We start from the raw sequence: 20250 nt of genomic DNA, 5'->3' as shown, positions 1-20250 counted from the left end.
TCGGATAACTATTACATTTCATCTAAAATTGTTCAATTATTTTTAAAAAAACAATTTTCTACAAGACGATGAATTACTTTGCAAAGTAACTTTATCACTAGCAACTACTTTTTTCTTAGGACTTGTATATTTAATGGCTCGACTAAACATAATCGATTGTGTAGAGGCAGCAAAAATATTTTCTTCTTCTTCAGGTGTCATCACCTCTCTCGATGAGTCAGACACTATCACTTCCATGGATGAATCTTGTAAAAATTGCCCTAAATCTACAGAAAGAGGGCGAATTCTTTTATTCAAATTACTCGCATTTCGCTTTGTTGGAGAATATTGAAATTTTTCAAGCTGTTCGGCTTGTTCAAGGTTTTCTTTAAAAGAATGTTGGAATAAATCACGTTTTTGAAATAGCTGAACAACATAATCCTTCCACTCTTTTTTGCGCTCTTCTACTTCCAGATCCGCCAGTGGGTAGCAAATTTCAGGTACTATTAACTCACCCATATCCTGCCACAACCCAGGCGTATTTTGCATGTAAATCATCAATGCCCAGGATGAGACTATCTTAGAATCTAATGGCAATAAAAATGGATATTGTTGCACAAATTCTTCAATAGAAGGATATCGCTCATAGTTCCAGGCAGACAATGAGCAAGGATAATGGCCATCTTTGACAGCATTTTCAGGTAATTTTCCATAAGGTTGATACTCATCTGGATTATTGGCACGTTGAAAATAAGCCCAATAGTTCGAGTGCGGACTAAACTTATACTCTATCACTTCTGGTGAAATGGTTGTTTTATCTGTTACCCAATTTGCATTGATCGTATCTAAAGAATGCACTGCATCTGCACAAAGTAATGTTTCAATATTGTATGCCATTGCAATTGCTTCACTACAACGAGCACCTTCATTCTGTGCATCGCTTACCATAAAAGGCTGGTTAGGATGCGAGGCCATGGAAATATATCTATAAAAAATAACATCAAAATCTTTCTTCGCATGTTCCAACTGATTTCGACCACCTTCTACAGGATGGCAATTCGGATATGCATCTATAAAATTTGAATATATACCATCTGACTTTTCATGGCTAAAATTGAGTCCATGGTTTACCCATGAGAGCATCCTACGTGTTACTTGTATAGCCAGATTAAAGTCTGAGCATCGATATACTTTGTATGGGTAAGCATCTGCTTTTAATCGGGTTGTCATTACAGAATTGTACGGTTCAGAAACAGAATGCGTGAAGCATTTGACTGGAGTAGTAAAAGAGACGCAGATGTTGCAAATAACAAAGCCCTTTTGTTTATGGCTAAAGCAGGTAGCGCGTATCAAGCTAAGCAGAAAATGCTTGCCGATTATAAAAACCAGATTAAAGCGGTTGAAGAGGATACAATGGAAGGACTCAATCACGTATTTGCAAAATTAAAAATTAGCTAATTACTTTGCATCTGACTTGATATGAAAGCAATACTCTTGTATTCAAGAGAACTCATGATAAAAGAAATCAATTTTTATTTTATTCATACATACTGAATAAATAAGAATTGGTTTCTAATATCTTTTGTTAGATAGTGTTGTTCTCAAAAAATCACAAGAAAATCTTGAAAATCAAGCATTTGAAATTTATTTCTGTTTAAACGCAGGAATTCTTAAACTGTAATGATACGGTTTTAACACAATTTTTTTTAGCTTATCAGCAGGATCAAATATATCAACTTCAATAAACTCTGTTTTTAATAACGGATCAATTTTCATATTACTAATTGGCCACCCGTCTCTAAAGCCAAGGCGATACAGTTCATTCTCTTTAGAAAGTCCTATTATTCTATTCTCAATAAAAGTAGCCACAACATTTAGATTATAATTTGGCATGTTAAAATTAACAAAGTCAAGCGGATAACCTTTTAACTTCAAATCTATTTCGTCTCCAAAACATTCACATTTAATAAAATACTTAACATATGCTTCATAAATATCTAATGATACTAAATTGGCTAAAGCATTTATTAGGTCTTTTTCTGTAAAACGCTCTTTATAATAAGGGCTGTTAGGTTGAGATAATAATGATATTACATCTAATAACGAGCGATTTTTTTCTTTTAAAATTTGATCACAAAATTGTGCAAACAAATGCCCTTTTATATAAGGGGCGCCGTGAAGCTCTGGGTTATCCCAATAATATAACGCAACATTCTTATTCGAAATAGCTTGAAACGGTGATACATAATGTGCTTTCAACAGCCTATTCTTAATATCAACATATGCATTTTCTCTTAAAAATTCTGATTGAAAAGCTAACTCAATGCTTATAAAATCATTAAATCCTTCAAAAAACCACATAGATGATAAATAATCATTTGATGCCTTTATCTTATGGCCTATCCAATAATGAAAAAATTCATGTGCCATATGTCTAATTAATTCATCTCTTGGCAAAGATAACCAATCATCACCATAGACAAATAACACACTATTTTTTAAATGTGTTGCTGAAAAAATCTTATCTAGCTCTATAATGGAAGGAATAAAATAATATGGAATATTATTATCTTGCATTGCTAATCGCTGAGCCATGATTAAATTCACAGCATCTTTTTCGTAATTAGATCGAGTTGAATATTCTTGGCTATAAGAAAATATAATTTTATGATCACCATCACCATGTAGAGAAATAAAAAGATCTCCACCTTGAAAAATACCTTCTAACAGCTCTTCTTTTGAAATTTTTTGACATTTCTGATCTATGCCATAGCTATTAACTAATCGATAGCTTTTTTGAGCCTCTGGCACCAGCCATTCCAATATAATGTTGTTAGACTCATTATCTCCTTGAAGCTCAGGAACGATGAATGCCGTTTTCCCAATAAAAGAAAAATATTTTTCATTGATATGAGGCTTAAAATTATGCTGACTATTGTCAATCAAATCATAAGTTAATTTAAGCTCAGTGTTTGGCGGGGAAATAATATATTTTTCAAATGGAAGAGCACTATCAATGAGCCAAACATTTTGTGTTTCCTTATTCTTAAGGATAACATTAACAATATTTTCAAATAAATGATCTGCATCTGTCCATTTATCTGGGAGCAATAATTTTGTTACGCCACTTTTATCTGATTGAAAAGTCATTTCTATATGAACTAAATTTTTTGCATCCACTCCTTTAGATTGAGATAGCTGATACTTTACCGGCTGACAATAACTTTCTAGGTTACAGAATGAAACCAATAAAAAAAATACAGCTTTCAAGGTATAGTTCATTTTAAGCAGCTTCTTTATTCAGATTTTCAATCATATGATCAATGCTCATTCTCCTTTTAATTAATTCGATACTTACAGTTCTATAAAATATCTTTAAATCATTACAAAAAACAGATGGGTTATCAAATTCTCTAGCAGCAGAATATCTATTCACTAATCCACCGCCTTGACAAATATTTTTCCACAAGCAACTAGCACAATCTTTAGGTAGTGTATTGAGCGATTTGTCAATTTTTTCAAAATTATCATGCTTTAATAATTCATCTAGCTCAGAAGATGAACAATTCATATTGGTGTTCATAAAATCCATTGAGGTTGATCTAAACTCATCTGAAGGAGACAATGAACCATCACTTGATATAGTGACCAATGGCAAACATTCTAATTCTTTGGTTGAACCATGCCCATATGTATAATATGGTTTTCCTAAGAATCGGTTTAATATCCCATTAAAATACCTAATTGATATTTTTTGTGGTCGATCATTAATCCATAACATAAACAACTCAGATAAAAAATTTCCAAGTTGATTCTCAGAAAAATTAGATTTTTCGTCATGGGTATTATCTGGAATTAGAAAATCAACATTATTCAAACATAATTCATTAAAAAAGAAATTATAAATCTCATTCGCTTCAAAAAACTCACTAATAACTGATAAAATTGAAAATCCTTTTAATTTATAAAATTCATGCTCACGTAAAAAATCTATTTTTCTTCTAACTCGATTAAAAGTTCCTCTACCAGCATGATCAATTCTATATTTATCATTAATTAATTTAGGGCCATCAAGACTAATGCTTATATTCACATTAAATTTTTGCAAAAGATTCAGCCATTCGTCATTAATCAATAAACCGTTTGTTTGCAAAATAAACGACACTTTTAAGCCTGGAACTAAATTATCAACAATATACAAACAAAATTTTTCAAACTGATCCTTTTTCTGCATCAATGGCTCACCACCATGAAAACAAACAACCAGATTTTTTATTTCAAATTTTTTACATCCATTTAATATAAAGTCAGCAACTTGAAATAAAGTTCCTTCTGACATCAAGGGTGGATGCTCTTTATATGATTGATCATTTTTATTAAAAAAATAACAGTATGTGCAATTAATATTACATCGCTCCACTGTCTTTAAAACAAAGACTGCTTCAATTTTACTCACAAAGATTTACTTCCATTTACTATGACTTTTCTTCAATTACTAAAGAAGAGAAAATAAAAGTGATAGATCTAAATCAGTTCTATCACTCAAGAACAAGAAAGGACTCTTAATATGTAACAGGACCAGCTTTTATGAATGTAGTATCTTTAGAACCATCGGCATTTACTTTCTCATGCCTACCGCCTGATACTTTTTTGATTAGCTCAGACTCAAGGACGGTGAGATTTTTTTCTGAGAAATGTTTTGCTACAAAATTATCCAAATCAAATCCAGAAACTGCTAATTCTTTATTCAAAAGTTTTAGAATTTTGCTTTTATTATTCTTCATAACTATATAATCCTTATATTTTAGCATTGCTCAATAAAGAGCGAGTGACATCGTAAATATCAACCAAGCTAATGTCAAGTAATGTAAATTATAATGATCATAATTATTTCTCTACAGAGAAAATACAATATATCCTCATTTGCCATAATGAAATAAATGCTAGTCCATCAGTATTGTTTTTTCCTCATTCTCTTCAAATTTAACGCCATCAACCTTTAAACCATACTCTAGGATTATCTTCGCTTTAAATTTGTCTTCTTTGATAGGCTGTTTTCCATCAAATTCACACTCAATGATTATTTTTCCATCTTCCTCGGAACTAAAACCATTTTGACATCGACAATGACATTATCATCTTCAAATAACTCAGCATAGTATTTTTCAAGCCTATAAAAATACTCATCGGCAGGAAAGCCTTTTTATTATCATGAAATTGGAGACTGTCTCTAAAAGAGATTTTTGACAAGCGTGAAGGATTTCTTTCTTCTCAGAATTTTTTCCCTGTGCTTCTGTATGTTCTTTTTCTTCTATATCAGCATTAAGAGGATATTATTTTTATTTTCTTAGCCAATCAACAAGCTCTAACGTTGAATTACAATTATCAATATTATATTCTCGGTTCTATTTTTATTCCAACCAATTATCCCAATCAAATATTTCTATATAATGATCTTGTAACTTTTCTTCATAGCCTCAAAAATATTTTGATCAGCATTTCAATAATGACAACCTGATCATCACCATATTATGCTCATACAATGTTCCTTTATTCGCTAACAAGACCATCATTAGATTGTCATCAAATGAGATCTCACTTACTTCTGTTAGTTTTTTAATCTTAATAGTGCTCCATCCATGCAACAAATTGAGAACGCATATGAAAGATCATATCAGAAGAAGAATAACAGTAGTTTATCTATGTGCTTTTAGTTATCTTTTCCATGACAGTACCCTTTAAATTATATAATCGAAAAATTACTCTTTAGTAATAATTCTAAATACATATTTTCATTTTAAGTTGACACTTAAGCTGCAATAATATACCTTTCTCGCGCATCATTTATATGCTTAAAAGATGGAATAAAATTTATATACATGAGGGAGTATTACATGTACAGTAAAAAATATATTGACTTTATTACCCAAATGGAAAAAAAAGATCAAGCAACACGTTCCAAGCCTAATAAACTACCTGCCGAGCTTCCCCCTCATAGCAACTTAACAGCCAATGCTTTAATGCAAGTGAGCGGAGGCGCACAATGCAATGATTGCGTCTATTTATCATTTTCAAAAAGTTTAAATTTTTAATTTTAATTTTTTGAGACAACAATTCAAGCGCTTAAGTAGCTTAAAAATCACCTAGGCGCTTTCTTGGAATACATCATGTTCAATTTCACCTATCAATTAACAAAGCTTAATAGGCTAGAGGTTGTTTTAAAAACAGTCGAACGATGCAATATTAATTGTTCATATTGCTATTTTTTCAATGACAAAGATAAGTCCTTCCTAAAACATCCTAAATATATATCTCTTAAAATGATAGAAGATGTTTGTCATTTTTTACGAGTAGGGATTGAAAAATTAAAGATTGAAAATCTAGTTATTATCTTTCACGGTGGTGAACCACTATTACAAAAAAAAAAGATTTTGATGTAATGTGCAAAATTTTCCGAGATAAATTAGCAGAGAAAACAAAATTATCTTTAAGTATACAAACAAATGCTACTCTGATAGATGACGATTGGATAGAATTATTTCAAACTCATGAGATTGCTGTAGGAGTGAGTATAGATGGGCCTAAAATTTACAATGATCAATATCGCATTGATCATAGAGGCAAAGGGACTTACGACAGACTAAAAATCGGCATCGATAAATTATTTGATGCATGCAAAAAAAATAAAATTAAGGAACCCGCTGCTTTAAGTGTAGTCAATCCTAATTTTTCTGCCACTTTAATCTATGAACACCTTGTTTATGACCTAGGGTTTAAAGTATTAGATTTTTTATTACCAGATCTTTCTTATCAAACTATTTCAAAAATAGAATCAGAAAAAATAAATTCTTTTTTGTTAGATTTAATTTATGCTTGGAAAAAACAGGATGATCCTAGCATTCATATTCGTATTCTTGATTCAATTGTTAAAAAATTACTTACAAGTTTAAGACCTAAACCAACTATTAAAACCATCAATCAAATAATCAGTATTTCAACAAATGGTCATGTTGTTCCAAATGATATTCTACGAAATACCCAATTTTGGAATGATAAAGATGAATTTTCTATTTTAGAAAATAGTCTTTTTGATATAGTGAACTCGGAACTATTTACTTTTCTAAGACAATCTGAAGCAACCATCCCTAAAAATTGTACTGACTGTTGTTGATCAGATTTATGTAAAGGCGGTGAATTAATTAATCGCTATAACCTTGAAAATGATTTCAATAACCCCTCCATTTATTGTTCAGCATTAAGAGAATTATACTCTACTATAGCTAATTATTTGCTTTCTACTGGTGTTTCACCTGAAGTTATATACAATAGCTTAAACCTTAACTAATATTAAAAGAAATTTATGTATTTAAAAAATCAATTTTATCTTTGCATATTTATTTTTTCTAGTTTTTCTCCAGCAGTTAACGCACAAGCACAAGATGCTCAAATAATTAACTTAAATATTTCTCATTATATTCCATTGATTACTGGCCAGATCGAAGAAAAAGAGATCAAATTATTATTTGATACAGGATCAAATGCTCCATTAATTTTGAATGATAAAATATTACAAAATTTAAACACAGTAACAAAAACTGGGAGAACTAGAAAATCTATAGATTCAAGTGGCAAGATCACTTCAACAGATGAAGTCATTATTCCAAAGCTCACTCTAAGTTCAATGACAATACCTTGCATCAATACTTATTCGTACCAACCTTGGGGTTTAAAATTTTCTCCCGATAAAACCACTAACACAAAAGAAGAAGGTCTTATTGCAGATAATTTTCATGAACAACAAGATGGCATCATTGGAATAAATTTATTTTCAAACAAAAAAATAATTATTGATTATTCAAACCAAAGAATAATAATTTTCGACCATGATGCCATACCTTCTCCTTATAATAAGAAAAAATGGCAAAAAATGTCTTATCAATCCAGTAGCGAAAGCCTAGTTATATCAGGAAAAATAAACAATCTTAAAGCAGCAACTTTTTTGCTAGATACAGGAGCAACAGCATCAATTCTCAAGCCAACTATTTTAGGAAATATTGATCAAAACTTAGTTAGTCTCAATTTTAATAATTTCAAACTTGAAGATCATTTTTTTCATAATATTGAATTTCAAGAACCACAAGTAGATGGAATTTTGGGTTATAATTTTTTTAATACTACTTTAGTATTGATCGACTTGGTCAATCAGAATATATTTTTGGCTGGTTTGTAAGCTGCAATAGATTTGAAAGATGCTTATTTATTTAATCTATATTAAAGGTTAAGCTGTCGAAGGCAATCAATTGCAGATTCTATGCCTTTGAAATTAAAATTTTAATTCCCTCAAATTTGAGGGAATTAACGCTACCGTCCTAAATTTTCTCCATTTGAAAACCCTAATAATATCGATAGCAAAAGAACCAAAGGTATTGATAAAATCAAAAAATAATAAAAAAGTTCAGTTTTTGATTGCTCTTCTCCATAACGATTTTTACCTTTTGTGCCAGGCCAAAAACATAAAAAAATCAAAGAGGTAATATTTCCCAGAATTGGAATTATATTAATTAATAACCACCAACCTGAACGATTTGAATCATTTAATCTTCTTATTCTTAAGCCAAGAAAATTGGGCAATATTAAACAAATAATAAGCGCTTTCACACCTGATGACATAATAGCTACTTCTTGATCGATAAGCACTAACATAAAAATTATGCTTAGCCAAAATGAGTTTAATGCAATATATTTTAATCTGTTTAATCGTGGTCTTAAGCTGTAAAATTCAAGTTTATTCCAAAAATGACTGATTGGATTTTTTGTACTTCTACTGTTGTTCTTGATGCCTTCTACGGTCATTTATCCTCCTATATTCTACACACTTAGCCTTACATCAGCAGAATCGATGTTTACTAATTTTAAGTGACATAAAGATACGCTGTTTTTTGTGCAAAGCAATATTTTTTTAAGAAAAAGCAGTTCTTAATGATTTTTAGCATTTTTGATAATAGGAAATCCTTATTAATGTTTATCAATAATTTTGATCGGTTGGCTCTTGCTTAATTATTGAGATGAACTACTATTTAAGCCTGTCAATTCAGCACTAAAGATCTCAAGAGATAAGCATCATGCCATTTGTATTGCTCGAAGTTAGAAAAAAATATTCTCCCGAACAGGAAATAGCTTTAATGAATGCTGTTCACTCTGCCATTCAAGACGCTTTTAAAAAGCCTGATGATATCAATATTCGACTTTTAGCTCATGAGCCTCACCGCTTCCCAGCGCCATCCACTAAAACTCATCCTGAACTATATATGAATATCAGCATTGATTGCATTGCAGGCCGCTCTATTGCTGCCAAGCGAAACCTATACCGTCTGATTATTGAAAATTTAGGGCAATTCGGCATTCCTAAAGATCATGTCAAAATTCTTTTAAGGGAAACGAGTAGTGAAAATTGGGGCATACGGGGTGGACAAGCCGCATGTGACGTAGAATTAGGCTATACAATTGAAGTTTAAAGAGGTGATACGACCTTTGATAAAACTTACTTCTTCTCGGATTTGCGTCAATAAGTCCCATCCAGCGCTCGTGATAGCTGGTGTAATGTACTTGGAACAGATGTCTCGTTCGGTGAGGCTTTTTTATCAGTCATTTACCTTCCAATAATCTCCCTTATCAGGGCCAATACGTTCAATCTTTTTGCTTTTCTTTAGTTTCGATAACTGCATCTCAATGTTTCTAGACGCAATTCCAATAGCATCAGATAGCTCTTTTATAGTCATCTTAGGGTTTTCCCGAAGAAGATGTAATATCACCTCTTCCGTTTTCTCCGATCTTTTGCTGGAAGCTGATAACTCAGATCGGTGAACTGTGGCAATAAACAGACATCCATCCCTATCATCTACAAAGCTAATCATAGACATTTGCCTCAAGTGCCCGTTTAATACCTGAACCAAGTCCTTTATAAGGCAAAAGCCCCTTGGCAATGAAAGAAACTAATATTGGGTTGCGAATGTTTGAGTTGCCCGTATTCAATGAAAAAACCGATGAAACGCCTGCTTAAGTATGGTAGTAGTGAATTCAAGTAAGCTATAGTCTCATGGCTTACTTGAAGCTTTGTCAAACTACATTTTATTTTCCTATCAAAGAACAAAAAAAATTGCTTTTTCTCGCTGTAACAAGTAAAGCTAAAGTTAATTTATAAAAAAATCATTAGCGGGTTACTATGAAATTAATTTGGTTAACAGATATCCATCTTAACTTTCTAAGCAAAGAAGATAGAATGGATTTTTATCAAAGAATAATAGCCGCCTCTGGCAATAAAATTCTGATTAGCGGTGATATTGCTGAAGCACCTTCGGTATCCAAAATCTTAAAAGAAATGGCTGATATCATTCAAAAACCCATCTATTTCGTGCTTGGCAATCATGATTATTACCATGGCCAAGTCGACTCCTTACGCCAAGAAATGAGTGCTCTCACCAAGAATAAAACATTACTTCATTGGCTTCCAATATCTGGGGTACAAGACTTAGGACATCAAACTATTTTGTTGGGTGAGGATTGCTGGGCTGATGGGCGTTATGGTGATTATGCTAATAGCCGTGTCATCCTAAATGACAGTCGAATGATCAATGATTTATTTCAAAGTAACATACTTGGCAAATATTCATTGCTTGAAAAAATGCAGCAATTAGCCGATAAAGACGCAGAGCAATTAAAAATTAGTCTGGTTGATGGAATAAAAAATTATCATCCTAAAAAAGTCATAGTCCTCATACATGTTCCACCTTTTAGAGAAGCGTGTCTGCATGAAGGGAGAATAAGTAGCGATGATTTTCTTCCATTTTTCTCGTCCAAAGCCACCGGCGGTATACTCATGCAAATTGCACAAGAGAATACTGATATCGAATTTTTAGTGCTTTGCGGCCACACACACAGTAAAGCCCATTGGCAAGCATGTGATAATCTTACAGTTAAATCTGGCTCAGCAGAATATACTAGACCTGAAATTCAAGAAATTATTGCATTGTAAAGAAATTATAAAATACACTTTTATTGAACAGAAAACTGAAGATCATCGTTTAAAATAATGAATTTCTTTGAATAATGTCCTTTTGCGTTAAAACTTGACTATACCCAATATGGGTACTATCATACCCATATGAACACACATACTTATAATCTTTCTAACACCCTTTTTTCTAAAGTACGCCAGCAGGTACTAGGACTGCTGTATGGCCGACCAGACCAGGATTTTCATACAAATGAAATTATTAGGTTTACGAACATGGGTTCAGGTGTTGTCCAAAGAGAGTTAGAAAAACTATCACGTGTAGGATTGATTAATCTTCAATCGGTAGGAAATCAAAAAAGATACAAAGCCAATCAAGGATCTCCAATATTCAACGAGCTACGCAATATTATCCTGAAAACCTTTGGAATGTCTGATGTCTTACAAAAAGCATTAGAACCCTTACGAAAAAAGATCGATATTGCCTTTATATATGGCTCCATCGCTAAACAATCTGATAATGCACATAGTGATATAGATATCATGATAATAGGTGATGATTTAACCTATAGTGATTTTTTTAAAATAATGACTGATGCTGAATCAATACTTCAGAGAAAGATAAACCCAACCTTTCATACGCCACAAGAATGGAAACAAAAAATGAAAGAAAAAAATCATTTTTTAACCAAAATAATGACACAACCTAAAATTTTCGTAATAGGCACTGAAGATGAAGTCAAACAGCTTAGATAATCTTGTGAAAATAGGACAACTTAAAAAAGAATCATTCAGTCAAGATGAATTTAATGGACTAGTAAGCTCTGGAAAAGCTCGCCTTAAAGATGCTGAAATAGATTCACTTTCTCCTGAGAGCCGATTCGATCTAGCTTACAATGCAGCTCATGCTTTAGCATTAGCTGCTTTACGAAAATGTGGTTATCGTAGCACCCATCGTTATATTGTCTTTCAAGTGTTACAGCAGACAACTGGACTTGGACCTGAAATTGGGCGAATACTTTCCAAATGTCATGATCAACGCAATCTTGCAGAATATGAAGGGCACCTTGAAGTTAATGATCAGCTTTTAAAGGAGCTATTATTAGCTAGCAAAACTTTATTAAAAAAAGTAAGTTCTTAAAATATATAGAACATAATTTAAATGTATTAACTAGCTGATTTTTCGGAATCTGTAATTGACCAATCATCTCAGTCAAAAATCAAAGAGTGAACTGTGCCAGTTAGTCTTAATCATCTTTTAAGGAGTAAGCATGATGAAAAATAAAGACACAATTAAAAGCATCTCAAAGAAAAAGTGCACCCTTGCAAAATCACTTTCGAAAAAAATTTTGACAAATGAGGAAGTTCAACATGTCTCAGGTGCTGCAATTTGCAAAGATTGTAGGACAAGTTACTGGGCAACAGGAAGTAATGGGATAACTAAGCAACAATGCGATGAATTCTGGTGTTGAAAAATAAGAATATACTCATTATAAACACTTATAAGGATGTCCATGCTATTGCCGTTGCAACGGCAATAGCAATAAAATACCAATTAAATGTAACTCGATGGATAATGCCAACTCCTGGTAATATACAAAACCATTCACTACACATTAATAATAACATCTCCAAATGGGAAACCAATATTGCATCGAGCTTTGAATTTGATGCTGTTTGGTTAAGACGGATAGCTTTTCCTAAACTGAATGATCCAAGGCTTTTAGACGAAAGATCTCTTATGGAAAAGGAGTTGCGTATATTTTTAACTTCAATATATTCTAATATTGCTACACCCTCATCTTTTTGGATAAATCCTATAAACTCACTATTAAAAGAAAATGATAAAATACATCAGCTTCAGTTAGCAAAAAAAGTTGGATTGGCTATACCTAACACTCTTTTTTCAAATGATCCAGCAGCTATTAAGACTTTTATAGGTTCAAAAAAATCATGTATTTATAAAGGTTTTTCTCAAATTATCTGGACAGATTCTGTTTTTTATGCTTCAAGAGTAACAAAAAATGACTTACCTGATGAACTTTTTTTACAAAATATGCCTGGTATCTATCAAGAAGAGGTACTGAAAAAATATGAACTTAGAGTTATGGTGCTTGGCAACCATACGATTGCAGTAAAAATCACTTTAAAGTCTAAAGAAACAGATTATGTGGAATGGGGTAGATTTTCAGATGATGAACTATTGCGAATTGCCTCAAATTAAATCTAACTCTATGAACGCAAAGTAGGCTTCGTTGCCTCATATTAAAAGTAACCAGGGAACAGGAGGTTACACATATGGGGTATCAAGAAAAAAAGAGCTATCTTCAAGCGATTTTGTTGCGATACGTGAATGCTGATAGGTCAAAAAAGAGTGCAATACTCAATGAGTTTTGTGCTGTATGTGGATACAATAGAAAATATGCGATTCAGCTACTAAAGAAGAAACCAGTTAAGGAAAAAAAGAGAGCGGGATTAAAACCAGTGTATGATAAACCCGCCCTCTTAGAGCCATTAAAGCAGATTTGGTTTACCGCCGACCAACCCTGTGGCAAAAGGCTAAAACCCATCATTAAACTCTGGCTGCCAAGCTATGAGTCAACCTATGGCTCTCTAGCACCTGAAATAAGGCACCGGCTATTATCAATTAGCCCTGCTACTATCGATCGCTTACTAAAGCCTATACGAGCGACAAACAAACTTAAAGGACGCTGTGCAACCAAACCTGGCTCATTATTAAAATCTCATATACAAATACAATTTAGTCATTGGGATATAACACGGCCAGGTTATGTGGAAGCAGACACTGTTGCGCACTGTGGCGATAGTGTTGCTGGTCGTTTTGCTTGGAGTCTAACCGTTACAGATATTTTTACAGGTTGGACAGAAAATCGAGCCATGTGGAATAAAGAAGGTGGCCTTGTTTATGAACGTATCAGTGATATAGAAAAGGTTTTACCCTTTGAGGTTTTAGGGTTTGATTGTGATAACGGCGGTGAGTTTATTAATCATGCATTACATGATTATTTTACTAAAAGAGAAAAGCCTGTTCAGTTTACACGTTCACGCCCCTATAAAAAGAATGATAATGCTCATGTAGAACAGAAAAATTGGACGCATGTGCGAAACCTATTTGGGTATGACAGGCTAGACAAAAAGAAAACGGTTGTTTTGATGAATGATTTATACCGAAACGAATGGAGCCTGCTTCAAAATCACTTCATGCCATCGATGAAGCTAAAAAGCAAAGAGCGTATTGGCGCTAAATACAAGAAACAATATGAACCTGCAAAAACGCCTTATGAGCGGGTATTAGAGTCAGATTCTGTTGCAGATACCACAAAAGAAAAACTACAGGCTATTCATGCAACCCTTAATCCGTTTACACTTAAGAAAATAATAGAAACAAAATTGGTTGAAATATTTAAGCACATAAAAGTTAGTTCAAATGTGAGGCAACGACTCTAAGGAGAAGAAAGATGAATATTGCATATCTATTCAGCAACGGCCTCGAGCTTACTGTTTGTTTTTTATCTGCTTTTAACAAAATAAAAGTCTTTGAATTAAATGTTCTCGGTTACTTTAGTTATGAGGCAACGAACGACCCCTTGGGTTAGGTTTTGCTATGAGGCAATACGCGAGTGGGATCTCTACCTAACAAATTTTTGCTTGAAAAACCTGAGAAAAATCAATCTTCTGCTTGAAGACCTAGATAAAATTGTACCACTGAAAATACCCTGTATGAAGTGCATATACATAGTGAAAAAGGGAGGATCTTCACCTTTCCTCCTGTTTATAATATAATCTTGAAGTCATATGTCTTTTGTGTAATACTTTAGTAAGGTTTCTGAAATGTGGGAAGTAGAGTACACCGATGAATTTGGTGATTGGTGGGAAGACCTAACCGAAGAGGAGCAAACCGACATCGATGCTTCTGTCAGGTTATTAGAGCAATGTGGCCCTAATTTAAAATTTCCCCACTCTTCTGGGATAAATGGATCAAAACACTCTCATATGAGGGAACTAAGAGTTCAACATAAAGGTAGACCTTATCGAATCCTTTATGCATTTGATCCGAAACGTGTGGGTATCCTCCTTATTGGAGGAGATAAAACAGGAAATAATCGTTGGTATGAGGAATATGTTCCCAAAGCTGACGATTTATATGATGAACATATTGAAACTCTAAAGAAGGAAGGGTAATACAATGGCTAAACCTTTCAAAAATTTACGCGATAAAATGTCGCCACAAGCTCAAAATGCTTCTGAAGAAAAAGCTAAGAAAATGCTTAGTGAAATGCCTTTGCAAGAACTTCGTAAAGCTCGTCAATTAAGCCAAAAAAACATAGCTGAAGTATTGTCTACCGAGCAAGCTAATATTTCTCGTCTTGAGCAAAGAACTGATATGTATATCTCTACACTTCGTAGTTATATTGAAGCTATGGGCGGTCAGCTTGATATTATTGCTCGTTTCCCTGATGGTGAAGTGCATATTAGCCAGTTTAAAGAAATTGAGTCTTTACAAAATTCAAAATCAGCTCAAAGTTCAGGCTAATTTATGGCAACTTTTGATGCAAAATCTTCAGTAAATATTACTGAGTTTAAGAAAAATCCTATGGCCGTTTTAAAACGGTCTAAAGGAAAACCTGTAGGTATTTTAAATCGTGATGTGCGTGTTGCATACCTTATCCCAGCTAAAACATACGAAAAAATGCAAGATACACTTGAGGATTTTGAACTTGGTGAAATAGTAAGGAAGCGCCAAAAACAGATAAATAAAGCCATTGCAGTTAAATTGGAAGAGTTATAAATCGCCTTCGTCTTCTACTACATTTTTAAGATGGTCGGGACACACCCCTCAAATGAGTGCGATTAAATGGCTATTTCACCTCAATACCAAAACATAATTATAAAGCGTGCATATACCTAAGTCATCTTGTTGACAAACTGTTAATTTTATGGTAAAAGATGAGAGGTACGAAAAATTAAATACCTCTCATTACTACTTCCTTCCTTTTTTGCCGTGTATAACCCCATTCCCACAATCACTATGGGCTTTCTGGCATTTATGGATAATTTATATTTTTTTGCTTTAAATGCTCCTACTCCCCTCATTTATTGGGTTTTCAACAAAAGAGAGGTATTTCTTCCTGCCAATTTCGCTTGAAGCCCGGGAAAACGCTCGCGTTTTCCCGGGCTAAAAAGAGAATTCGCAATTTTCAAAAGAACAGCTTAAATGAAATAACATGTATATCAACTATTACCTTCTAGATCGCAAACACAACTAATTGGGCTATTACTTTACTCAAAGGTATATCGAATTGGTGAGGTAATAAATGCCAGATTCAACAGTATTTGTATTTACGTACGGTAATAAAGGCCGCGGAGCATTTCTAATAACGAACGATAAAGGGGATCACCTGTGTGAAATTACTGATATCCCAAATGATGATAATGAATGTGAACCATTTGAAGCTGACTGGGAATCAGCAATAAAAGCTTTGGAATTCATAGACAAGAATCGAAGCAGTCTTAATGTGGAAGGCAAGCTAAACATCAAAATATTTACTACTTTTGAGCAAGTCTACAGAACCACCTCGGGAATAACTAAAGAAGTTCAACCTGATATTCAAGAAAAATTTTTAAATAGATTTGATAGCCTAAGAACCACTCTTCAATCAAAAAATATTATTGGCAAACAACACAATAAACTTATGTCTTTCTGGGTCCCAAAGGAATTTTATAATAAGATGGACGAAGTAATTTCACACGTTAAGCGTTCCAAGCCAAGGCCATAATGTAAAGCACGGGTTATTTAGAGTTTCCCCATACATTTGCACTTACCGCATCATAATAATATGCATTTAATAGCTTCTTACTGCTATTCTTTTTTTTGTTTTTGTTCAATTCATCTCTTTTTAATTTCATTTTTTCAACGTTTGCAATTAAATGCTTATTTCCCGTTGAGGCGATGTCACCATACACACTTAGATAAATATGAGTAATATCGCTGTTTACAATAGCGTTCATAATATGCTCATCATTCTCTTTGAAACCCATGCCATATACAACAAGCGCACCACCGATATTCCCTATACTTTTAAATGAACTAGCTAGGTAGGTATTATGGTTAATTTTGGTTAGCTTAGATTTCGAATCACCTTCGCTAATAAACAAGGGAAAAAGTCCATTATTTAGAGCAGATAATATTTGATCTTTTAGTTTAACGCCTGTTCTGGCCCAGCAATATTTTCTATTTTCATATTTTGCATCATACAAGTGGAGAGCTCCATGTAAGTGATGAAGTTTAAAAGAAGATGACTCCCCTGGTGAACGACTTACGTAATCCTTTTCATAGTAATCGCTTGGGTCTACTCCTGTCATAGGATCATGAAACCCGTCAGTAAACCCTAATTCATCAAGATATTTCAATACAACCCAATACAATAGCAAATCGTAGTTGACGGTATATACGCTCTCAAAATGGCTTAAAAATTTTTTACAGGCAACATATTGTGATTCAGTTATTTCATTAGGAGAATTAGGATGATTGGATGTGATAGCTTCAACCAATATTTGTTTCAATTTTTCGATATCGTCATTAATACTTTTAATGACGCTTGGATCATCCTTATAATGCGGTAAAACTACCGTAGCATGCGCAAGTAGTTGCATTATATGTTCGAAGTCAAAGGTATCTAGCACTTTAAATAAATCTGGGATAGCTTTTGAGACTTTTTCAAACAACTGTTTCGATAATGCTTGTTCAAAAAGAGAGCTGTAAGAAAAAATATTCGGGAAAAGTGATATACTAAAACCATTTCCTAATAATAATCGCAGATGCCCCTTCTCCAGCTTTGCTTTATCAAGCACTTGTTGGAACGTAATAACTTCAACCATAAACTATCCTTGTAGTTAGAAATATTTAGCATTATCCATCAACTTTGAAACCTAAGCAACTCAAAAATTTCACATAAGCTTGCCGTCATTGAGCCTTATCAAAAGCAATTGCCCTATATAATTCATTAATTACTTTCTCTTCACCTTGACTCCAATTTAAGGCCATCTTGTTAGCCAAACTTGGAGAATAATCATAAACTTCTGCTGGAGATACATCTACCCACACTGGCAAAATGACATTAGATTTTTCAATAATCTCTTTGGTGAAAACAGAATCAAATTCCGTTTTGGTCCATCCACTGTTTGATATGAAATTTTTACTTATTATTAAAACGCATTTTTTAGTTTCTTTGATACCCTTTTCAATGCTTTCGCGTAAATTATCCCCAACTTGCAATGAAAATTCATCGTACCATACTGGGCACAAGAGTCTTTGTAATCCTATAGCGATGGGCAGTGCAACTTGTTTTTTATCACGTGAATCATGCGATATAAAGGCTAATGGCTTTTCAACTTCTGATTTCTTAGTCAAATATGTATTATCCCTAATTGTAATGGCCAAATTCTTCGATTTAGCAATGCCATCCAAATGAACCAAATCTGTAGGATTTAAGTTATTATCGAGGTAGAAATATACTTTATTTGAAAAAGCTGCAAAATCACTGCCCACATTTCCTAAATGTATATCGCTAATAAAGCCACTAGTTACTTTAATGGTATTTGATCTAGCAAGAAAATCGTCAATGTTATTTAATAGTTCCAAGCAAACCTGAAGCGTATGCTCATTTCCAGGAATATAAAAAATCAAAAACTTAGAATCTGAATACGCCTCCATTCCCACTCTAACAAGTATCTCTTTTGAAAGATCGTGGATTAGCTGAAGGTTGAAATCCAAACTCATGGCAGTAGGAAAATCTTTTGTAAAATATTCTTTTAGTGTTACCACGTTATCTCAACCCCTTTTAAAGGGTACAATGTTAAGCTTTTCTATAGCTTCTTTCAATATTTGCAACGAAAACCCATCTCCATACCGTCCTGTCGTTTGGCTCGCATCATGATGACCCAATATCGCCCCCACTATTTCTCTAGGAACATTGCTATTTGTTAGTCTCTGCGCCACAGTATGCCTAAAGGAGTGATATACTTTTCGAGTATCATCAATGCCACATTTTTTAATATATGTTCGGCAAAACCACTTAGTCGCATAATGCGAGTAATTGTCTTTAACTTTTTTCAATTCGGGGAATAGCCTGCCATGCGATGACTTGGCAAATTCAATAAAGCCAAGTTCAGCCAGCTTGGAATGCAATGGTACTTTTCGAATAGAAGATTTATTTTTGACTCTTTTTTCACCAGCTTCATTAATGCTTATGTACCAAATATCGCCTTCTTGAACCACATCATTTTTTGTCAAAGAACAAAGTTCATTTAAGCGGCATCCAGTATATAAACCTAAAAGTGGGATCCAATAATGAAATGGCTTTTGGTATTTGCCCGTATGGTACATTTCCGTGCCAAATAATAGCTTCAAATCACTATCAGAAAATGGTAATCGCTCTTCCTTGGCACTTTTATGCTTGGGTAATTGCAGCCCCTTAAAATAATTTTCTTTTACATAGCCATTCTTTTTACCATATTCCCAAATACTAGCTGCAACGCCTAATGCCCGATTAATTGTCGTAATGGACATCGTTTGCGTAGGTTCTGTCGCAACAATCTCATCAATGGACATCCCTTTGTATTGCTCATTTTTGGTCATATGGGCGGGTAGTGCCATTAGGATTTTCTTAAAATGTCTGGCTTCATCAAAGCCAATGCTGGCCGCCCCCACATCCCCCAAAATCTTTATGATCAATTCACCGATGTAGCGGTTGTCTTCTTGCGTTCTTTGCGACCAAATGCCAGATCGGATCTTCTCTTGTGCATAATCGCTAATAAGCGAGGAGAGCTGAGGGCCAACTACTTGGTTTTGAAGTGATTCAGGTTGAGGCTCTGTATGAGTCACTCCATTTACTTTCCTAGGAGTGATTTCAATTGTGCCCTTTTCAGAATTGAAGTTATCTTTGAGCTGCACCAGCAAACCTTCCAATTCCTCACGGATAACGGCTCTAATCTGCTCGATGGGAAACTGGGGTTCATTCATGGTTGACCAACGCATCAAGTCATTAAACTTAGATTGCAACAACCCTGCGGCCAAGTAACAACGGATCTTAGCCTCAGTGGGTTGTCGGGTTTTTAGGGAAACCTTAATAGACTTCTTATCGTAATAATGGGATAAGCCTTGAGGCAGCTTAAATCGAGCATAATAGACGTTGTAAGGTGAGCGCTGTAAGTACTGCGTATTTCGCATGAAAACCTCT

The 20250-nt window shown here is 33.7% G+C and carries 25 protein-coding genes; 16 read left to right on the top strand and 9 right to left on the bottom strand.

What is annotated here, in order from left to right; genetic code table 11:
• Nucleotides 1–42 precede the first annotated feature (42 nt).
• Nucleotides 43–1209 carry a hypothetical protein gene (locus CC99x_RS03475; RefSeq protein ID WP_141651932.1) on the bottom strand — a complete coding sequence of 389 codons (1167 nt, stop codon included), beginning with the start codon at nucleotides 1207–1209 and terminating at the stop codon, nucleotides 43–45.
• Between the two features lie 27 nt (nucleotides 1210–1236).
• Here CC99x_RS03475 and CC99x_RS03470 point away from each other — a divergent pair, with 27 nt between their 5' ends.
• Nucleotides 1237–1437 carry a hypothetical protein gene (locus tag CC99x_RS03470; protein ID WP_057625379.1) on the top strand — a complete coding sequence of 67 codons (201 nt, stop codon included), beginning with the start codon at nucleotides 1237–1239 and terminating at the stop codon, nucleotides 1435–1437.
• Between the two features lie 186 nt (nucleotides 1438–1623).
• Here the strand turns inward: CC99x_RS03470 and CC99x_RS03465 are convergent, their stop codons facing one another.
• The 3 genes from CC99x_RS03465 to CC99x_RS03455 form a co-directional block, all read right to left on the bottom strand.
• Nucleotides 1624–3261, bottom strand: coding sequence for a hypothetical protein (locus CC99x_RS03465; protein ID WP_057625380.1), 1638 nt, complete (start codon nucleotides 3259–3261; stop codon nucleotides 1624–1626).
• A 1-nt stretch (nucleotide 3262) separates the two neighbouring features.
• Nucleotides 3263–4435, bottom strand: a complete 1173-nt coding sequence (locus CC99x_RS12970) for a radical SAM/SPASM domain-containing protein (RefSeq protein ID WP_057625381.1) — start codon at nucleotides 4433–4435, stop codon at nucleotides 3263–3265.
• A gap of 106 nt (nucleotides 4436–4541) precedes the next feature.
• Nucleotides 4542–4763, bottom strand: a complete 222-nt coding sequence (locus tag CC99x_RS03455) for a hypothetical protein (RefSeq protein WP_057625382.1) — start codon at nucleotides 4761–4763, stop codon at nucleotides 4542–4544.
• Nucleotides 4764–5873: 1110 nt separating this feature from the next.
• On the opposite strand from CC99x_RS03455, the gene CC99x_RS03450 reads away from it, so the two are divergent.
• The 3 genes from CC99x_RS03450 to CC99x_RS03440 all read left to right on the top strand — a co-directional run bounded on the left by CC99x_RS03450 (nucleotide 5874) and on the right by CC99x_RS03440 (nucleotide 8209).
• The gene (locus CC99x_RS03450) at nucleotides 5874–6071 is read left to right on the top strand and encodes a hypothetical protein (RefSeq protein WP_057625383.1); all 198 of its coding nucleotides are present in this window, start codon (nucleotides 5874–5876) and stop codon (nucleotides 6069–6071) included.
• Between the two features lie 347 nt (nucleotides 6072–6418).
• On the top strand, nucleotides 6419–7150 hold the full coding sequence (locus CC99x_RS03445; RefSeq protein ID WP_057625385.1) for a radical SAM protein: 732 nt from the start codon (nucleotides 6419–6421) through the stop codon (nucleotides 7148–7150).
• Nucleotides 7151–7339: 189 nt separating this feature from the next.
• Entirely contained in the window at nucleotides 7340–8209 is an 870-nt protein-coding gene (locus CC99x_RS03440) for a pepsin/retropepsin-like aspartic protease family protein (RefSeq protein WP_057625386.1), read from the top strand.
• A gap of 131 nt (nucleotides 8210–8340) precedes the next feature.
• Here CC99x_RS03440 and CC99x_RS03435 read toward each other — a convergent pair whose 3' ends face one another.
• Complete coding sequence (locus CC99x_RS03435) at nucleotides 8341–8832, bottom strand: DUF805 domain-containing protein (protein ID WP_057625387.1); 492 nt, start codon at nucleotides 8830–8832, stop codon at nucleotides 8341–8343.
• 269 nt (nucleotides 8833–9101) lie between these two features.
• On the opposite strand from CC99x_RS03435, the gene CC99x_RS03430 reads away from it, so the two are divergent.
• Entirely contained in the window at nucleotides 9102–9494 is a 393-nt protein-coding gene (locus CC99x_RS03430) for a tautomerase family protein (protein ID WP_057625388.1), read from the top strand.
• A 126-nt stretch (nucleotides 9495–9620) separates the two neighbouring features.
• Here the strand turns inward: CC99x_RS03430 and CC99x_RS03425 are convergent, their stop codons facing one another.
• Entirely contained in the window at nucleotides 9621–9893 is a 273-nt protein-coding gene (locus CC99x_RS03425) for a winged helix-turn-helix domain-containing protein (protein ID WP_057625389.1), read from the bottom strand.
• Between the two features lie 308 nt (nucleotides 9894–10201).
• Here CC99x_RS03425 and CC99x_RS03420 point away from each other — a divergent pair, with 308 nt between their 5' ends.
• From CC99x_RS03420 to CC99x_RS03370, 11 genes are all read left to right on the top strand, one after another.
• Nucleotides 10202–11011, top strand: coding sequence for a metallophosphoesterase family protein (locus tag CC99x_RS03420; protein WP_057625390.1), 810 nt, complete (start codon nucleotides 10202–10204; stop codon nucleotides 11009–11011).
• Between the two features lie 255 nt (nucleotides 11012–11266).
• A complete protein-coding gene (locus CC99x_RS03415) occupies nucleotides 11267–11746 on the top strand; it encodes a hypothetical protein (protein ID WP_200953504.1) in 480 nt (159 codons plus the stop codon).
• Nucleotides 11724–12131 (top strand): hypothetical protein, encoded by a 408-nt coding sequence (locus CC99x_RS03410; RefSeq protein ID WP_057625392.1) that lies wholly within the window; start codon nucleotides 11724–11726, stop codon nucleotides 12129–12131. The genes CC99x_RS03415 and CC99x_RS03410 overlap by 23 nt, the downstream gene beginning before the upstream one ends.
• 130 nt (nucleotides 12132–12261) lie before the next feature.
• A complete protein-coding gene (locus CC99x_RS03405) occupies nucleotides 12262–12462 on the top strand; it encodes a hypothetical protein (RefSeq protein ID WP_057625393.1) in 201 nt (66 codons plus the stop codon).
• Nucleotides 12456–13214: an MvdC/MvdD family ATP grasp protein gene (locus CC99x_RS03400; protein WP_057625394.1), complete on the top strand. Its 759-nt coding sequence runs from the start codon at nucleotides 12456–12458 to the stop codon at nucleotides 13212–13214. Before CC99x_RS03405 ends, CC99x_RS03400 begins: the two co-directional genes overlap by 7 nt.
• Before the next feature lie 74 nt (nucleotides 13215–13288).
• On the top strand, nucleotides 13289–14458 hold the full coding sequence (locus CC99x_RS03395) for a transposase family protein (protein ID WP_259596575.1): 1170 nt from the start codon (nucleotides 13289–13291) through the stop codon (nucleotides 14456–14458).
• Nucleotides 14459–14469: 11 nt separating this feature from the next.
• Entirely contained in the window at nucleotides 14470–14607 is a 138-nt protein-coding gene (locus CC99x_RS03390) for a hypothetical protein (protein ID WP_259596574.1), read from the top strand.
• A 235-nt stretch (nucleotides 14608–14842) separates the two neighbouring features.
• Nucleotides 14843–15193: a type II toxin-antitoxin system RelE/ParE family toxin gene (locus tag CC99x_RS03385; RefSeq protein ID WP_057624467.1), complete on the top strand. Its 351-nt coding sequence runs from the start codon at nucleotides 14843–14845 to the stop codon at nucleotides 15191–15193.
• Between the two features lie 4 nt (nucleotides 15194–15197).
• Nucleotides 15198–15545, top strand: coding sequence for an XRE family transcriptional regulator (locus tag CC99x_RS03380; protein WP_057624468.1), 348 nt, complete (start codon nucleotides 15198–15200; stop codon nucleotides 15543–15545).
• 3 nt (nucleotides 15546–15548) lie between these two features.
• On the top strand, nucleotides 15549–15800 hold the full coding sequence (locus tag CC99x_RS03375; protein WP_057624469.1) for a type II toxin-antitoxin system Phd/YefM family antitoxin: 252 nt from the start codon (nucleotides 15549–15551) through the stop codon (nucleotides 15798–15800).
• Nucleotides 15801–16326: 526 nt separating this feature from the next.
• Nucleotides 16327–16788: a hypothetical protein gene (locus CC99x_RS03370; RefSeq protein WP_057624470.1), complete on the top strand. Its 462-nt coding sequence runs from the start codon at nucleotides 16327–16329 to the stop codon at nucleotides 16786–16788.
• A gap of 13 nt (nucleotides 16789–16801) precedes the next feature.
• Here the strand turns inward: CC99x_RS03370 and CC99x_RS03365 are convergent, their stop codons facing one another.
• The 3 genes from CC99x_RS03365 to CC99x_RS03355 all read right to left on the bottom strand — a co-directional run bounded on the left by CC99x_RS03365 (nucleotide 16802) and on the right by CC99x_RS03355 (nucleotide 20240).
• Complete coding sequence (locus tag CC99x_RS03365) at nucleotides 16802–17890, bottom strand: DUF4917 family protein (protein ID WP_057624471.1); 1089 nt, start codon at nucleotides 17888–17890, stop codon at nucleotides 16802–16804.
• An 85-nt stretch (nucleotides 17891–17975) separates the two neighbouring features.
• Complete coding sequence (locus CC99x_RS03360) at nucleotides 17976–18836, bottom strand: TIR domain-containing protein (protein WP_057624472.1); 861 nt, start codon at nucleotides 18834–18836, stop codon at nucleotides 17976–17978.
• A gap of 6 nt (nucleotides 18837–18842) precedes the next feature.
• A complete protein-coding gene (locus tag CC99x_RS03355; RefSeq protein WP_083477338.1) occupies nucleotides 18843–20240 on the bottom strand; it encodes a site-specific integrase in 1398 nt (465 codons plus the stop codon).
• Nucleotides 20241–20250: the final 10 nt, after the last annotated feature.

Origin of the sequence: Candidatus Berkiella cookevillensis (assembly GCF_001431315.2) — a bacterium.
Taxonomy (GTDB): Bacteria; Pseudomonadota; Gammaproteobacteria; order Berkiellales; family Berkiellaceae; genus Berkiella_A; species Berkiella_A cookevillensis.
Note: the sequence above shows the minus strand (reverse complement) of the source record. Positions and strands in the feature narration are given on the sequence as shown.

Coding starts and splice junctions, on each gene's coding strand:
- CC99x_RS03475 (WP_141651932.1), bottom strand. CDS start 1,209: ATGACAACCCGATTAAAAGCAGATGCTTACCCATACAAAGTATATCGA.
- CC99x_RS03470 (WP_057625379.1), top strand. CDS start 1,237: ATGCGTGAAGCATTTGACTGGAGTAGTAAAAGAGACGCAGATGTTGCA.
- CC99x_RS03465 (WP_057625380.1), bottom strand. CDS start 3,261: ATGAACTATACCTTGAAAGCTGTATTTTTTTTATTGGTTTCATTCTGT.
- CC99x_RS03455 (WP_057625382.1), bottom strand. CDS start 4,763: ATGAAGAATAATAAAAGCAAAATTCTAAAACTTTTGAATAAAGAATTA.
- CC99x_RS03450 (WP_057625383.1), top strand. CDS start 5,874: ATGTACAGTAAAAAATATATTGACTTTATTACCCAAATGGAAAAAAAA.
- CC99x_RS03445 (WP_057625385.1), top strand. CDS start 6,419: ATGTGCAAAATTTTCCGAGATAAATTAGCAGAGAAAACAAAATTATCT.
- CC99x_RS03440 (WP_057625386.1), top strand. CDS start 7,340: ATGTATTTAAAAAATCAATTTTATCTTTGCATATTTATTTTTTCTAGT.
- CC99x_RS03435 (WP_057625387.1), bottom strand. CDS start 8,832: ATGACCGTAGAAGGCATCAAGAACAACAGTAGAAGTACAAAAAATCCA.
- CC99x_RS03430 (WP_057625388.1), top strand. CDS start 9,102: ATGCCATTTGTATTGCTCGAAGTTAGAAAAAAATATTCTCCCGAACAG.
- CC99x_RS03425 (WP_057625389.1), bottom strand. CDS start 9,893: ATGATTAGCTTTGTAGATGATAGGGATGGATGTCTGTTTATTGCCACA.
- CC99x_RS03420 (WP_057625390.1), top strand. CDS start 10,202: ATGAAATTAATTTGGTTAACAGATATCCATCTTAACTTTCTAAGCAAA.
- CC99x_RS03415 (WP_200953504.1), top strand. CDS start 11,267: ATGGGTTCAGGTGTTGTCCAAAGAGAGTTAGAAAAACTATCACGTGTA.
- CC99x_RS03410 (WP_057625392.1), top strand. CDS start 11,724: ATGAAGTCAAACAGCTTAGATAATCTTGTGAAAATAGGACAACTTAAA.
- CC99x_RS03405 (WP_057625393.1), top strand. CDS start 12,262: ATGATGAAAAATAAAGACACAATTAAAAGCATCTCAAAGAAAAAGTGC.
- CC99x_RS03395 (WP_259596575.1), top strand. CDS start 13,289: ATGGGGTATCAAGAAAAAAAGAGCTATCTTCAAGCGATTTTGTTGCGA.
- CC99x_RS03390 (WP_259596574.1), top strand. CDS start 14,470: ATGAATATTGCATATCTATTCAGCAACGGCCTCGAGCTTACTGTTTGT.
- CC99x_RS03385 (WP_057624467.1), top strand. CDS start 14,843: ATGTGGGAAGTAGAGTACACCGATGAATTTGGTGATTGGTGGGAAGAC.
- CC99x_RS03380 (WP_057624468.1), top strand. CDS start 15,198: ATGGCTAAACCTTTCAAAAATTTACGCGATAAAATGTCGCCACAAGCT.
- CC99x_RS03375 (WP_057624469.1), top strand. CDS start 15,549: ATGGCAACTTTTGATGCAAAATCTTCAGTAAATATTACTGAGTTTAAG.
- CC99x_RS03370 (WP_057624470.1), top strand. CDS start 16,327: ATGCCAGATTCAACAGTATTTGTATTTACGTACGGTAATAAAGGCCGC.
- CC99x_RS03365 (WP_057624471.1), bottom strand. CDS start 17,890: ATGGTTGAAGTTATTACGTTCCAACAAGTGCTTGATAAAGCAAAGCTG.
- CC99x_RS03355 (WP_083477338.1), bottom strand. CDS start 20,240: ATGCGAAATACGCAGTACTTACAGCGCTCACCTTACAACGTCTATTAT.